The organism is Pseudomonas sp. PB105 (assembly GCF_009764655.1).
GTDB lineage: Bacteria > Pseudomonadota > Gammaproteobacteria > Pseudomonadales > Pseudomonadaceae > Aquipseudomonas > Aquipseudomonas cyclaminis.
Window position 1 is genome coordinate 1 of record NZ_RWIO01000033.1, and the last position, 14,401, is coordinate 14,401.

The 14,401-nt window shown below is 61.7% G+C and carries 15 protein-coding genes and 1 pseudogene; 9 read left to right on the forward strand and 7 right to left on the reverse strand.

What is annotated here, in order from left to right; all coding sequences use genetic code 11:
* Positions 1–237: 237 nt before the first annotated feature.
* Positions 238–343, forward strand: a pseudogene (locus tag EJD88_RS07085) (alpha/beta hydrolase); the annotation flags it as partial.
* On the opposite strand, the gene EJD88_RS07090 reads toward EJD88_RS07085, so the two are convergent.
* Positions 340–1,290 carry an alpha-E domain-containing protein gene (locus EJD88_RS07090; protein WP_112195228.1) on the reverse strand — a complete coding sequence of 317 codons (951 nt, stop codon included), beginning with the start codon at positions 1,288–1,290 and terminating at the stop codon, positions 340–342. The pseudogene EJD88_RS07085 and the gene EJD88_RS07090 overlap by 4 nt on opposite strands.
* Positions 1,291–1,293: 3 nt before the next feature.
* Positions 1,294–2,703: a circularly permuted type 2 ATP-grasp protein gene (locus EJD88_RS07095; RefSeq protein ID WP_099582905.1), complete on the reverse strand. Its 1,410-nt coding sequence runs from the start codon at positions 2,701–2,703 to the stop codon at positions 1,294–1,296.
* 418 nt (positions 2,704–3,121) lie between these two features.
* Between EJD88_RS07095 and EJD88_RS07100 the strand changes: the two genes are divergently transcribed.
* From EJD88_RS07100 to EJD88_RS27170, 3 genes are all read left to right on the forward strand, one after another.
* The gene (locus tag EJD88_RS07100; RefSeq protein ID WP_099582907.1) at positions 3,122–3,667 is read left to right on the forward strand and encodes a hypothetical protein; all 546 of its coding nucleotides are present in this window, start codon (positions 3,122–3,124) and stop codon (positions 3,665–3,667) included.
* 70 nt (positions 3,668–3,737) lie between these two features.
* Positions 3,738–3,950 carry a hypothetical protein gene (locus EJD88_RS07105; protein ID WP_158877420.1) on the forward strand — a complete coding sequence of 71 codons (213 nt, stop codon included), beginning with the start codon at positions 3,738–3,740 and terminating at the stop codon, positions 3,948–3,950.
* Between the two features lie 11 nt (positions 3,951–3,961).
* Positions 3,962–4,096: a hypothetical protein gene (locus tag EJD88_RS27170; RefSeq protein WP_256592792.1), complete on the forward strand. Its 135-nt coding sequence runs from the start codon at positions 3,962–3,964 to the stop codon at positions 4,094–4,096.
* Here the strand turns inward: EJD88_RS27170 and EJD88_RS07110 are convergent.
* The 4 genes from EJD88_RS07110 to EJD88_RS07125 all read right to left on the reverse strand — a co-directional run bounded on the left by EJD88_RS07110 (position 4,087) and on the right by EJD88_RS07125 (position 7,478).
* Positions 4,087–4,434, reverse strand: a complete 348-nt coding sequence (locus tag EJD88_RS07110) for a helix-turn-helix domain-containing protein (RefSeq protein WP_158877422.1) — start codon at positions 4,432–4,434, stop codon at positions 4,087–4,089. The genes EJD88_RS27170 and EJD88_RS07110 overlap by 10 nt on opposite strands.
* 84 nt (positions 4,435–4,518) lie before the next feature.
* Positions 4,519–5,751: an EAL domain-containing response regulator gene (locus tag EJD88_RS07115; RefSeq protein ID WP_099582912.1), complete on the reverse strand. Its 1,233-nt coding sequence runs from the start codon at positions 5,749–5,751 to the stop codon at positions 4,519–4,521.
* Between the two features lie 9 nt (positions 5,752–5,760).
* Positions 5,761–6,144 carry a response regulator gene (locus EJD88_RS07120; protein WP_099582914.1) on the reverse strand — a complete coding sequence of 128 codons (384 nt, stop codon included), beginning with the start codon at positions 6,142–6,144 and terminating at the stop codon, positions 5,761–5,763.
* Positions 6,129–7,478, reverse strand: coding sequence for a HAMP domain-containing sensor histidine kinase (locus EJD88_RS07125; RefSeq protein ID WP_112195231.1), 1,350 nt, complete (start codon positions 7,476–7,478; stop codon positions 6,129–6,131). The genes EJD88_RS07120 and EJD88_RS07125 overlap by 16 nt, the downstream gene beginning before the upstream one ends.
* A 314-nt stretch (positions 7,479–7,792) precedes the next feature.
* On the opposite strand from EJD88_RS07125, the gene EJD88_RS07130 reads away from it, so the two are divergent.
* The 5 genes from EJD88_RS07130 to xylB are packed head-to-tail and all read left to right on the forward strand — an operon-like array spanning position 7,793 to position 13,753.
* Positions 7,793–9,325, forward strand: a complete 1,533-nt coding sequence (locus EJD88_RS07130) for a sugar ABC transporter ATP-binding protein (RefSeq protein WP_158877424.1) — start codon at positions 7,793–7,795, stop codon at positions 9,323–9,325.
* Positions 9,318–10,295 (forward strand): ribose ABC transporter permease, encoded by a 978-nt coding sequence (locus EJD88_RS07135; protein WP_099582919.1) that lies wholly within the window; start codon positions 9,318–9,320, stop codon positions 10,293–10,295. Before EJD88_RS07130 ends, EJD88_RS07135 begins: the two co-directional genes overlap by 8 nt.
* Before the next feature lie 34 nt (positions 10,296–10,329).
* Positions 10,330–11,262: an ABC transporter substrate-binding protein gene (locus EJD88_RS07140; protein ID WP_099582920.1), complete on the forward strand. Its 933-nt coding sequence runs from the start codon at positions 10,330–10,332 to the stop codon at positions 11,260–11,262.
* A 21-nt stretch (positions 11,263–11,283) separates the two neighbouring features.
* Positions 11,284–12,276, forward strand: a complete 993-nt coding sequence (locus tag EJD88_RS07145; protein ID WP_158877426.1) for a LacI family DNA-binding transcriptional regulator — start codon at positions 11,284–11,286, stop codon at positions 12,274–12,276.
* Between the two features lie 16 nt (positions 12,277–12,292).
* Positions 12,293–13,753 (forward strand): xylulokinase, encoded by a 1,461-nt coding sequence (gene xylB, locus EJD88_RS07150; protein WP_158877428.1) that lies wholly within the window; start codon positions 12,293–12,295, stop codon positions 13,751–13,753.
* A gap of 118 nt (positions 13,754–13,871) precedes the next feature.
* On the opposite strand, the gene EJD88_RS07155 is transcribed toward xylB, so the two are convergent.
* Entirely contained in the window at positions 13,872–14,312 is a 441-nt protein-coding gene (locus EJD88_RS07155; RefSeq protein ID WP_158877430.1) for an Lrp/AsnC family transcriptional regulator, read from the reverse strand.
* Positions 14,313–14,401 lie beyond the last annotated feature (89 nt).

Here is a 14,401-nt window from a genome sequence, read left to right on the forward strand (position 1 = left end):
GGGCTTGCCCCGCGCTGGGCTGCGAAGCGGCCCCAAAACCGGCCAATGGGTTATGACTGAAAAAACGCGGTGCCTGGATTGGGGCGGCTTCGCCACCCAGCGCGGGGCAAGCCCGCTCACCACAAAAAGCCCGCTCACCACAGGGTTCGGTGTCAACCTTTAAGAGTTGTGTAGATTCCTATGCCTCATGAGCCAATCCACCGAGCAACGCGTCGCCGGCCCCGAGCAGGGCCCGCCCCGCAGTTGGAACAGCATGTTTTTTGCCAACTGCGGGCACTGGATCCAGAACGAGCAGGCTGCGCAGGTCAACCGGCTGCTGCTGGATTTTTTACGCCAGCGCTAGACCACTTCCAGATAAGAACTATGGATCGCCCGCGCCAATTCCCGCACGGTGTCGATAAAGTCCGTGAGACGGCTGTGCAGGCCGTCTTCAAGAATTTCATCAATCCCGGTATAGCGCAGCCGTGCCTCGAATTCCGCCGCCAGGCGCTGCGCCGCACGGCCATAGCTGCCGGGCAGGTCCGCCAGGATATGGCTCAACTCCTCGATGCACGCATGCAACGAACGCGGTACATCACTGCGTAACAACAGCAATTCGGACACCGAGCGCGCATTCAGCGCGTTGGGGTACAGCTCGGTATACGCCTCGAAGGACGAAAGCGCACGGAGCAGGGCGCTCCACTGGTAATACCCGCGTGCCGAGAGGTCGCTGACTTCTTCCGACTCTTCGCCAAACATCTCGTAGCGTGCATCCAGCAACCGCAAGGTGTTGTCCGCACGCTCAACGAAGGTGCCCAGGCGGATAAACCGGTAAGCGTCGTTACGCATGATGGTGCCGGACGTCGCCCCACGAAACAGGTGCGAGCGCTGCTTGACCCAGTCACAGAAGTGGCTGATGCCGTGTCGCGCCAGGCCGCCGGCGGCGATGCTGCGCATTTCCAGCCAGGTGGCGTTGAGGTTTTCCCACATATCGGCGGTGATGCGCCCGCGCACGGCGTGGGCGTTGCCACGGGCGGCGCGCAGGCAGTTGTAGATGCTGGCGGGGTTTTCTTCGTCGAGGGCGAAGAAGTGCAGCATGCGCTCGGCGTCCAGGGTTTCATGGCGTTCGAGGTAGCTGTCCAGGGTGCCGCTGCTGAGCAACGACATGGCCAGTTCGTCGAGGCCATCGGTGTGCCCGGCTTGCGGCATCAACGACAGCGAGTAACTGACTTCGAGCATGCGCGCCAGGTTCTCGGCGCGCTCCAGGTAGCGGGACATCCAGTACAGATCTGCGGCGGTTCTACTCAACATGATTCAGCCCTCCACCACCCAGGTGTCCTTGGTTCCGCCGCCTTGCGACGAGTTGACGATCAACGAGCCCTCACGCAGCGCCACCCGCGTCAGGCCACCGGGCACCAGGCGGGTCTCCTTGCCCGAAAGCACGAAGGGCCGCAGGTCGATATGCCGCGGGGCAATGCCGTTTTCGACAAAGGTCGGGCAGGTGGACAGGCTCAGGGTCGGTTGGGCGATATAGGCGTGAGGACGGGCCTTGATGCGTTGGCGGAAGTCCTCGATCTCGGCGGCGGTGGAGGCGGGGCCGACCAGCATGCCGTAGCCGCCGGAGCCTTGGGTTTCCTTGACCACCAATTCGCCCAGGTTGGCCAGCACATGGGACAGTTCATCCGGCTTGCGGCACTGGAAGGTCGGCACGTTTTGCAGGATCGGCTCTTCATCCAGATAAAACTTGATCATCGCCGGCACGTAGGGGTAGATCGACTTGTCGTCCGCCACGCCAGTGCCTATTGCGTTGGCCAGCACCACGTTGCCGGCGCAATAGGCCGCGACCAGGCCAGGCACGCCGAGCATTGAGTCCGGGTTGAATGCCTGGGGGTCAAGGAAGGCATCGTCGATGCGCCGGTAGATCACATCCACCGCCTTGGGACCGTCGGTGGTGCGCATGAAGACCTTGAGGTCGTGCACGAACAGGTCGGCGCCTTCCACCAGCTCCACGCCCATTTCCCGCGCCAGGAACGCATGTTCGAAGAATGCGCTGTTGAAGCGGCCAGGGGTCAGCACCACCACGTTGGGGTTATCCAGGCGGCTGGCGCTTTTCAGGGTCTTGAGCAGCAGGTTGGGGTAGTGGTCCACGGGTGCGATGCGCTGCTTGGCGAACACTTCCGGGAACAGGCGCATCATCATTTTGCGGTCTTCGAGCATGTAGCTCACGCCGCTGGGAGTGCGCAGGTTGTCTTCGAGCACGTAGTACGTGCCGTCGCCGTCGCGCACCAGGTCGACGCCGGATATATGCGAGTAGATATCGCGGTGCAGGTCCAGCCCGACCATCGCCTTCTGATAGCCCTCATTGCCCAGCACCTGATCCGCCGGAATGATCCCGGCCTTGATGATGCGCTGGTCGTGGTAGATATCGGCGAGGAACATGTTCAGCGCGTTGACCCGCTGAATACAGCCGCGTTCGATCACGCTCCACTCACTGGCGGGGATGCTGCGGGGGATGATGTCGAAGGGGATCAGGCGCTCGGTGTCTTGCTCGTCACCATAGAGGGTGAAGGTGATCCCGGCGCGGTGGAACAGCAGGTCGGCCTCGCGGCGGCGCTGGGCCAGCAGTTCCGGCGGCGTGTTGGCCAGCCAGCGGGAGAAATCCTGATAGTGCGCACGGCATACGCCATTTGCGTCATTCATTTCATCAAAGAAAGATCGAGCCATTCCAGTACCTTGTCAGTGCCCAGGGTTGCGTGGGGGGTGGCACTGCCGCTTTAAAAAACGCATGTTTTTATGAGCCTGTGGCGCAGAGTGCCAGCAGGCCTGGTCCTTACTTTCTTATGAGGTCGGCTCTGGGTCGGGGGGTAACGATTGCTCCTGTTTACGGGCAGATGAATGGGTTAAGCAATGCGTGTGCCGAAACCCATGCCCGCGTGCTCAATGACCTTGTAGTGAGCGGGCTTGCCCCGCGCCGGGCTGCGCAGCAGCCCCCAAAAAGAATCGCATCGCTGCGCACTCCAGCGACGAGCAGGCCCAATCCCCACAAAGAGGCAATGGGCGCCCTTGTTTGGTGCGCAACAAACTTGAACTTCACCCGCGCCAGGTTTTTCTAACAGGACTCGAAGCCTAATGGAGCACGATCGTGCCCAGAATCATCTCTCCGCACACACCGGAAGCGGCGCTGACCGATCACAGCGAACACAGCGCCAAGATCTTTGGTTCACCCAAGGACCGCCTGGACTTCTACCGCCGCGAGATCCAGTACGAAACCAGCATCCTCGCCAACCGCACCGATGCGTACCTCACGGCGCAGTCGTTTCTGGTCATCGCCTTTGTATCGGGCATGGGCAATCTCAATCCGGAGTGGGGCAAGCTGTTTACCCTGGTGGTGCCGGTCTTTCTGGCGGTGCTGGGCATCCTCAGCTCGCTCAACGCCTGGCCGGGCATTCGTGCGGCCTACGACATCATTGATCACTGGCATTACAAGCAAAGCGAGCTGCTGCGCAGCGAGCCAGTGATGGGCCTGGCCTATGACGAGTCGCCGCTGTTCTCGGAAGTGGAGTCGTCCCACAAGGGCTATCGCAAGTCGCTGTTGTTTTCGATGCGCGCACCGTGGTTGTTCATGGCGTTCTGGCTGTTGCTGGGGATGTATGCGTTCTACATCCAGATCGACAATCCCATCCGCTAAGCAATCGAACGGAACTTCAAGCGGCCTCGCAGCGCCTTAACATCAGGTAGGCCAAGTAGAGGTGAGCACCATGAGCACAACTGACGACCCGCAAACCAGCAACCGTAACGACCCGGCGATTGATGGCGGCGAGCCAGCACCGTCGACGGCTGCGGATGCACCAAAAGACCGGAATGCCGAGCGTGATCCCAAAGCCGAGGAGAACGCTTATAGCCCCGATTTCGAGCCTGAGCCTGAGCAAAAGCCTGAAACCGATGCGGACATCGACACACAAGGCGGATAGAGGAGAGGGTCATGTCAAAAGAACTCGACGAAGAACTCAACGACCCGGGCAATGAAGACCCAGGTTCATTGATGGATGATGCTGAAGTGCCGCTGAATGATCTGGATGAAGCGGCGGACGTAGGCAATACCGAGGATCAGGATTGATCCGATGTGTCCCGTGACGACGGGTCCAGGATGAAGTAGATATCGCCTTCATCCTGCCCGTCCGGCGGCAATTCCTGACCCAGCACGCGGTTGTCGATCAGTGTTTGCGCCTGCGCACGGCTGATGGAGATAACAGTGCTGGGCTTGCCAGTAATCACGTACACCACATCCACGCCCTCAGCGGCCAACGCGGCGAGGTAATCGGCGCGCGGCATATCTTCCCCCAGCTCATACTGCCGCTGTTCCCGCGCCGTTACGCCGCCGGCCTGAGCCAGGTATTGCTGGGAATACCCCAGGCGTTGGCGCTCTTCATACAACCGCTGGCCGATCTTCTTCATCGCATTTCTCGCGCTGCTGGTCCTGACAGTTAGAAGCTGCGGTACGGTGCGAAATTCAGTTTTTTTCGATGTGTCATGCGTGCCCTACGCGAGCAACAGTTGCTCCAGCGCTTCCACTGGCAGTGGCCGACTGTAGAGATAACCTTGAATCTGATCACACCCGGCCTCCTTCAGGAACGCCAGTTGTGCAGCGGTTTCTACGCCTTCGGCGACGACCAGCAAGCCCAGTCCGTGGGCCAGTTCGATAATCGTGCGGGTGATCGCCGCGTCCTGCGGGTTAGTGGTGACTTCACGGATAAAGGCGATGTCGATCTTCAATGTATCCAGGGGAAAGCGGCGCAGGTAGGCCAGGCTTGAATAGCCGGTACCAAAATCGTCAATGGAGATCTTCACGCCCATGGCGCGCAAACGTTGGAGGCTGGCGATGGTGCGCTGGGTGTTTTCCATCAGTGAGCCTTCGGTCAATTCAACCTCCAGCCAGTGCGCTTCAACCCCGGTTTTGGCGAGGATTCGCGCAATGTCGGCAATCAGGTCGCCGTTGATCAATTGCAGGCCGGAGACATTCACCGAGACCTCCCGTGCACCGATATCGCTGCGCTGCCACCTGGCGATCTGTTCGCAAGCCCGTTCAATGACCCAGCGCCCAACGGGTACGATCAGGCCCAGGCTCTCCAGGATCGGCACAAACACCGCGGGCGAGACCGCACCATAGCCGGGCCGGTCCCAGCGCAGCAGGGCTTCCAAGGCGCAGACTGTTCCGCTGGCTACCTCGACCTTGGGCTGGTAATGCAGCGTGAACTCATTGCGTTCAACCGCGCCGCGCAGGGCTTTTTCCATGTCTTGGCGTGCGAGGTCGTGCACCGTAAACAGGGTGGTGTCATCGGCGTGCAGTTGCTGCTCAAGCATGATGCTGTGTTTTTTCAGCTCGTCGCCATGGGCCTTGAGCCGCAGCAAATTACGCACGCGCAGCCACAACTCGACCCGTTCAATCGGTTTGCTGATGAACTCTTCAGCGCCCGTCTCCAACCCGCTGACCCGCGCACTGGCGTCGCTCAACGCCGAAAGCATGATGATCGGGATGTTCGCCGTGGCCGGGTTGCCCTTGAGCTGGCTGGCGACCTCGTAGCCGTCCATGCCCGGCATCATGATGTCCAGCAGGATCAGGTCCGGCGGCTGCTGCGCCACCAGGCGCAAGGCCTCTTCACCGCAGCAGGCACTCTGGGTCACGTAGCCCTCGTGATGCAGCAGGGTTTCCAACAACTTGCGAACCTGGGGTTCGTCGTCAACGATCAATAGCGTTGCGGGTGAGCTGGCCATGGAGAGGACTCATACAGGAGGAGTGAGGGTCGGGTTCAGCAGGGTGTCGATCTCCTGGTACAGCTCCTTGTAGCGCAGGGGTTTGCTGACATACGCGTCGCACCCGGCCAACCGGGCTTTTTCCCGGTCTTCCTTCATGGCCATGGCGGTGAGGGCGATCACCGGGATGTGCGCGGTATGAGGGTCTTGCTTGAGCAATCGGGTGGCTGCCAGGCCGTCCATGCCTGGCAATTGAATATCCATCAGGATCAGCGCCGGCTGGTGTTCGCGGGCCATGGTCAGGCCGCTCTCGGCATCGGCGGCCCACAACACGCTGTGGCCGGCGTTGACCAGCAACAAGCGCGCCAGGCGCATGTTGGCTTCGTTGTCTTCGACAATCAGGATTTCGGGCATGTGGCCTCCGCTGTGTCGATCGCACGATGCAGCGGCAGCCACACCACAAAACGCGCACCCAGGCCTTCGCGGCTGGCCACGGCAACGCTGCCACCCTGAAGGTCGGTGAGTTGCTTGACCATCGCCAGGCCCAGCCCGGTACCTTCGAATTTGCGCGCCAGGCTGCTGTCGATCTGGCTGAAGGCCTTGAACAGCTTGCCCATGTCATCCGGGGCGATGCCGATTCCGCTATCGCTTACGCTCAGCTCAAGGAATCGCTGGTGCACGCTGGGTTGCAGGGCAAAGCCGTGTACCGGCCAATCGCCGGGGACCTCGCCGACTTGCGCGCGGCCGACCTCCCGTACCGCCAGGGTCACGTCGCTGCCGTGTGCGCTGAACTTCACCGCATTGGCCAGCAGGTTGTAGACGATCTGCTTGGTCTTGCGCAGGTCCAGCACCAACGTGCCCAGGTCGTCCTGGCTGTCGAGTTTGAGTTGGATGCGCTGCAGGGCGGCCTTTTCGCGCACGATCAGCAGGCTGTTGGCCAACAGGCCGGCCAGTTCCACCGGCTCCAGCTCCAGGTCCATCATCCCGGCCTCGACCTTGGACAAATCGAGGATGTCGTTGATCAGCGACAGCAAGTGCTGGCCGCTGGTGAAAATATCGCCGATGTATTCGCGCTGGATCTCGCTCATGTCGCCCACCAGGCCGTCCTTCAACGCCTCGGAAAAACCGATCACCGCATTCAGCGGCGTACGCAGTTCGTGGGACATGGTCGCGAGGAACTCGGACTTCATGAGGTTGGCGTGTTCCAACTCCAGGTTTTTTTCTTCCAGGGCGCGCTCAAAGCCTTTGCGCTCGGCTTCTTCCTGTTTGCGCGCAGTGTTGTCGGTGCCGATCAGCAGGTAGCCGATGATGGTGTCATTGCGATTGCGCAACGCCGTCACCGACACCATGGCGGACAGGCGACTGCCGTCCTGGCGGATGTAGGTCAGCTCGTAGATGTCCTCGATGCCCCGCGAGGCTTTGAACACCAGCGCCTCGAAGCCAGGCGTGATGGGCGTGTCGAGCTCCTGGCTGAGGGCGGCGGCGCGGGTGATCAGCTCAGCAGGGTCGGAAATATCGGCGGGGGTGATGCGGTTGACTACATCGGCTGCGGCGTAACCGAGCATGCGTTCGGCGCCGACGTTGAAGATCTGGATCACGCCTTTTTCGTCGGTGGCGATGCTGGAGAAGTAAGCACTGTTGAAGATGGCGTCTTGCAGGGCACCGGTCTTGAGCAGGGTTTTCTGACGTTTGAATTCGACGATTTTTTCCGCGCGTGACTGCGGCGGCGTGATTCCAGGTGTTTCCATCGTTAGCGCGTTCCGTGAACTTCAGGCCCGCCTTCGTCAGCAGGCGAGGGCGCAGAGCATGCTCACAGAAGATCGCAATGACGCGACGAGGAGGAGATGAGGTGCTTGGACAATAGCAGAGATTATGGCGCTTTGATGGCTAACCGTATCCGTTTGGTGTGATACGTCTGCATTTGGGTGTTTTTAATTTTGTGCGTTGATGAAACGTTTCACTAATCGATAAAAGGCGTAGGCAAGCGCTTGCGTAAGCAAATGTATCTGAATTAGAGTCGTCCTCGCTCGACCACAAAAATAATAAAACCAGGAGCTCATTGATGAGCCTTGAACCCTTGCTTGAGATGCAGGGCATCAGCAAAACCTTCAACGGTTTGCGCGTGCTCAAAAGTGTCGGCCTGAAGGTCTACCCCGGCGAAATCCACGCCTTGATGGGGGAGAACGGCGCCGGCAAATCGACGCTGATGAAAATCCTCTCCGGCGCCTACCAGGCCGATCCCGGCGGCGAAATCCGCATTGCCGGCCAAGCCATCGCCACCTACAACCCCGCCACCGCCAAAGCCCTCGGCATCGCCGTGATCTATCAGGAACTGAGCCTGTGCCCGAACCTGAGCGTGGCCGAGAACATCTACCTGGGCCGCGAACTGCGCCGAGGCTGGACCATCGACCGCAAGGCCATGCAGGCTGGCTGCATCGAAGTGCTGCAACGCCTGGGCGCGGAGTTCACGCCGAGCACCCAGGTCAACAGCCTGTCGATAGCCGAGCGCCAACTGGTGGAAATCGCCCGCGCCTTGCACGCCCACGCCAGGATTCTGGTGATGGACGAACCCACCACGCCGCTGTCGTCCCGCGAGACCGACCGCCTGTTCGCGCTGATCAAGCAACTGCGCAGCCAGGGGTTGGCGATCATCTATATCAGCCACCGCATGGCCGAAATCTACGAGTTGTCCGACCGCGTCTCGGTGCTGCGCGACGGCCAGTACATCGGCGAACTGACCCGCGACGCGCTGTCGGCCGAGGTGCTGGTAAAGATGATGGTGGGCCGCGACCTCTCCGGCTTCTATAAAAAGGAACACGCCGCCTACAACCCCGGCAACGTGGTGATGCGCGTGCGCGACATGGCCGATGGCAAGCGCGTGCGCAACTGCAGTTTCGACGTGCACGCCGGTGAAGTGCTGGGCATCGCCGGGCTGGTCGGGGCAGGGCGCACGGAGCTGGCGCGCTTGATCTTTGCCGCCGACCCACGCACCAGCGGCACCCTGGAAGTGGTGGGCAAAACCGTCACCCAACTGCGCACCCCGGCGGACGCGATTCGCGCCGGCGTGGTGTACCTCACCGAAGACCGCAAGGCCCAGGGCCTGTTCCTGGACATGAGCGTGGCCGACAACATCAACGTCTGCGCTTGCGTGCCGGATGCCCACGCAGGTGGCGTACTCGATCGCGGGCATGCGGCGCAGCGCGCGAATGCTGCCATCAAGTCACTGTCGATTCGCGTGGCGTCGGGCAAGGTCAACGTGGGCGCGCTGTCCGGCGGCAACCAGCAGAAGGTGTTGCTGGCCCGGCTGCTGGAGGTCAAGCCCCACGTGCTGATCCTCGACGAACCTACCCGGGGCGTGGACATCGGTTCCAAGTCCGAGATTTACCGCATCATCAACCAACTGGCCCAGGCCGGCGTGGGCATCGTGGTGATTTCCAGCGAGCTGCCGGAAATCATCGGCACCTGCGACCGGGTGCTGATCATGCGCGAAGGCCAGTTGGTGGCCGAAGTCGGCGGGGCCTCGGGCCACGCTATATCCCAGGAACGTATTATTGACCTCGCCACCGGTGGCGATCAGGTGGTTGCCCATGGCTGATTCAATGATTGCAACAACAGGCAAGGCAGAGCGCGCCCGCGAACTGATGCGCACGGTCGGCATGTTGCCGGTGCTGATCCTGCTGCTGGTGGGCTTTGCCTTGGCCAGCGAGAACTTCCTGACGGTGCAGAACCTGTCGATCATCACCCAGCAGGCCTCGGTCAACGTGGTGCTGGCGGCGGGCATGACCTTTGTGATCCTCACGGCGGGCATCGACCTGTCGGTGGGCGCGATTCTGGCGGCATCCGCTGTGGTGGCGTTGCAGGCGTCGATGTCGCCGCAGTTCGGCATGTTCGGGATTGCCGCCGGGATTGGCTTTGGCCTGCTGCTGGGGCTGGTCAACGGCGGGTTGATCGCCTTTATGCGCCTGCCGCCGTTTATCGTCACCCTCGGTGCACTCACCGCCATGCGTGGGTTGGCGCGGTTGCTGGCGGACGACAAGACGGTGTTCAACCCCGACTTGCCGTTTGCATTTATCGGCAACGACTCGATCCTGGGTGTGCCGTGGCTGGTGGTGATCGCCGTGGCGGTGGTGGCGCTGTCGTGGTTCATCCTGCGCCGCACGGTGATGGGCGTGCAGATTTATTCGGTGGGCGGCAATCCAGAGGCGGCGCGGCTGTCCGGGATCAAGGTGTGGAAGGTGCTGCTGTTTGTCTATGCCATGTCCGGTGCGTTGGCCGGGCTCGGTGCGGTGATGAGCGCCTCGCGGCTGTTCGCGGCCAATGGCCTGCAACTCGGGCAATCCTATGAGCTGGATGCGATTGCGGCGGTGATCCTCGGCGGCACCAGCTTTACCGGCGGCGTGGGCACCATTGGCGGCACCTTGATCGGTGCGCTGATTATCGCGGTGCTGACCAATGGCCTGGTGCTGCTGGGCGTCTCGGATATCTGGCAGTACATCATCAAGGGCATCGTGATCATTGGCGCGGTGGCGCTGGATCGTTATCGCCAGTCCGGTGCGCGGACCTGATTTCACTCATACAACAATCACAAGAGAGATCACCATGAAGCTTAAACACCTGTTCCCCGTCGTTGCGTTGGCTGCCCTGATGTCCCAAGCCGTGGAGGCCCGTGAACTCAAAGCCCTGGGCATCAGCATGGGCTCGTTGGGCAACCCGTACTTCGTGACCCTGGCCGACGGCGCAACCGCCCGCGCCAAGGAGCTGAACCCCAGCGTCAAGGTCACCTCGGTGTCGGCCGACTATGACCTGAGCAAGCAGTTCTCACAGATCGATAACTTCATCTCGTCCAAGGTCGACCTGATTCTGATCAACGCCGTGGACCCCTCCGCCATGGCATCGGCGATCAAGAAGGCCCGCGACGCCGGGATCGTCGTGGTCGCGGTGGACGTCGACGCAAAAGGCGTGAACGCTACCGTGCAGACCGACAACGTCGAAGCCGGCAAGCTCGCCTGCCAGTACCTGGTGGACAAGCTCTCGGGCAAAGGCAATGTGATTATCCAGAACGGCCCGCAAGTCACCGCTGTGACCGACCGCGTCAAAGGCTGCAAGGCGGCGCTGGCCGGGGCGCCGGAGATCAAGGTGCTGTCCGACGACCAGGACGGCAAGGGCTCGCGCGAAGGCGGCTTGAATGTGATGCAGGGTTACCTCACGCGCTTCGCCAAAATCGACGGGCTGTTCGCGATCAACGACCCGCAGGCTATCGGCAGCGACCTGGCGGCCAAGCAGCTCAAGCGCAGCGGCATCATCATTACCTCGGTGGACGGCGCGCCGGATATCGAGAACGCCCTGAAGACCGACACCCAGATCCAGGCCTCTGCCAGCCAGGACCCTTGGGCCATGGCCCAGACCGCGGTGAATGTGGGCAATGACATTCTCAATGACAAAGCCCCGGCCGAAGCGGTTACCCTGCTCACCCCCAAACTCATCACACGCGACAACGTCGGTACGTACAGCGGCTGGTCGAGTAAACATTGATCTATTGAAAGGAACCGCGCCGTGGTCACCATGGATGACGTGGCAAGCCGGGCGGGGGTGTCGACCTCGACCGTGTCCCATGTGTTGAACGGCACCCGCAAAGTCAGCCCGGCCACGGTGCAGGCGGTGCAGCGGGCGATCCAGGCGTTGGGGTATATCCCCAATACCCTGGCGCGCTCGCTGGCCCGTTCCAGTACCAACACCATTGGCGTGGCGATCTCGGCGTTGTCCAACCATTACTTCAGCGAAACCGTGCACGCGATTGAAACCGAGTGCGCCAAACACGGCTACATGATGCTGTTTGTCGATACCCATGACGACGCGGAGCAAGAGTTGCGGGTGGTCACGGCGCTGCATCACCGGCGCGTCGACGGGATTGTGCTGGCGCCGTCCAACGGCTCGATGGCCCTGGAGTATTTGCAGGCCAACGAGATTCCGGCGGTGCTCGTGGATCGCATGATGAGTGAGCAGTTCGACCAGGTCGGGGTGGAGAATGCGCAGCCGACCCAGGCCCTTATTGAACACCTGATTGCCCATGGGCATCGCCGTATCGCTTTCATTGCCGGGCGTGCCGGGTTCAGCACCACGGATGAGCGTGTGGCCGGGTACAAAGCGGCGTTGCAGGCGGCGGGGCTGGTGTTTGATGCGCAATTGTTGGTCAACGGCGGCTCCAACACCGAGCCGGCACGCCAGGCCACCGTGCAGTTGCTGCGCCTGGCTGCGCCGCCTACGGCAATCATGGCCGGCAATAACCTGATGACCCTCGGTGCCATGCAGGCACTGCGGGAGGCGCAGATCGAGGTGCCGGGGCAGATGGCCCTGGTGGGCTTCGATGATTTCGATTGGGCGGATTTCTTCGTGCCGCGCTTGAGCCTGATCGCACAGCCGGTCCAGGCCCTCGGCGCACGTGCGGTGGACTTACTGCTGCAACGCATGGCTTCGCCCAGCTCGCCGCCGCAGAGCGTACGACTGGCGCCGACCCTGCAATTACGTAACTCCTGCGGCTGTGATTGATTGGAATAACCCACGTATGAACGGTCCTGTTTCCCTCGGTATTGATCTCGGCACTTCTGAACTCAAGGCCATCCTCATGGACACCGACGGTGCCGTGCTGGCCCATGCCGGCGTGCGCTTGAGTGTGTCGCGGCGCCACAGCGGCTGGTCCGAGCAGACCCCTGAAGACTGGTGGCAGGCCTGTCTACAGGCCTTGGACCAATTGCGTCGGCATGAGGCGTTTGCCCGTGTGGCCTGTATCGGGTTGTCCGGGCAGATGCACGGTGCGGTTTTACTCGGTGATGACGACCGCGTGCTGTACCCGGCGATCCTGTGGGACGACTCCCGCGCTGTGGCCGAAGCCGAGCAACTGGGGTCGGCGTTTGCCGACGTCACCGGCAGTTTGCCCATGGCCGGGCTGACCGCACCCAAGCTGTTGTGGCTGCAGCGGCATGAGCCTGACGTGTTCAAGGCGATTGACTGCGTGCTGTCGCCCAAGGACTACCTGCGTCTGCGCCTGAGTGGTGAGCGCATCAGCGAGATGTCGGATGCCGCCGGCACATTGTGGCTGGATGTGGCGCGCCGCGAGTGGTTCGCCCCGATGCTGCACGCAACAGGCCTCACGCCTGCGCAGATGCCCAGGCTGGTGGAAGGTGGTGCGCCGAGTGCGCGTGTGACCGCGAGTGACCTCGGTTTTTCAGCAGACGTTGTGATTGCCGGTGGTGGCGGTGATAACCCGGTGGCCGCTGTGGGGATCGGTGCAATCAACGCCGGTGACGGTTTCATCACCCTCGGCACCAGCGCGGCGATTGTGGCCATTACCGATCATGCCGCTGGCAACCCGGCCAGCGCAGTTCACAGCTTCTGCCATGCGTTGCCCGAGCGCTGGTACACCATGGGCGCCATGCTCGCGGGCGCCAGTTGCCTGCGTTGGGTCACGCGACTGACCGGAACGGCGGATGAGCAAACGTTGCTCGATCAGGTCCAGGCGCAATTGCCGATCACCCAGGCGGTGCCGCTGAACACGCCGTTGTTTTTGCCGTACCTGGCCGGGGAGCGCACGCCCCATAACGATCCCTTGTTGCGTGGCGGTTTCATGAACCTGGGGCACGACTGCACACCGGCCATGCTCGGGTATGCGGTGATGGAAGGCGTTGGCTTTGGCTTGCTGGATGCGTTGCGCGCCGTGCAATCGGCCGGTGCCAGCGTGGGCGCCTGTGCGCTGGTGGGCGGTGGTGCACGTAGCGAGTATTGGGCGCAGTTGTTGGCCAATATCCTTCAGCGGGAAATTCATACCCTGCACGGCAGCGAGTTGAGCGCGTGTATCGGGGCGGCGAAGCTGGGGTTGCTGGCGGTGGGGCAGGGCGAGGAGTTGCTGGCCAAGGGCATGCCGGTCAAGGCGCGCTACCTGCCCGACGAGTCACAACAGCCAGTGCTGGAGGCGCGGTATGTGCAATTTCGAGGCTTACTGAGGGCTGCGCAGGCGCTGCGTAGTTGAAGCAATCAATATCCCCCGAGCTTTGGCGGGGCTGAGTGTGCGGTGTGCCTGACACTGCGCTGACGCAGCCTCGCTTGCGCTCGACAGCTGCTACGGATGCGACGGGAGTACTTGGCATCTAGTCCGCCAACGGCGGCAAACGCCGCTTCACCGGGGTTTTCTTGACGATGGCGGTGTTGGTTTCGGCGTAGACGTTGAGGCGGTCGAGCAAACTGTCGAGGTGGTCCATGGTGCGCACATGCAGGCGGGCGATAAAGCAGTCTTCGCCTGTCACCTTGTCGCACTCGGTGAACTCGGGGATCGCCTGGATCTGGCGTTCCACTTCCTGCAATTGGCCGGGCAGGGGGCGGATGCGCACGATGGCTTGCAGTAGATAGCCGAAGTGCTTGGGGTCCACGTTTACGGTGTAGTGGGTCAACACGCCGCGCTCTTCCAGGCGGCGCAGGCGTTCACTGACGCTCGGCGAGGACAGCCCGGTAATGCCCGCGAGCACCTTGAGCGACAATCGCGAGTCGTCCATCAGCGCCGTGATCAGTTGCTGGTCGATAGTGTCAATCATGGTATTCGCCTAATAAGTAAAGGTGATCCGGGCATCTGGCCTGATTTAGTCGCTGGAGCCGCCACCCAGCAGATTGCCATAATTGAGCC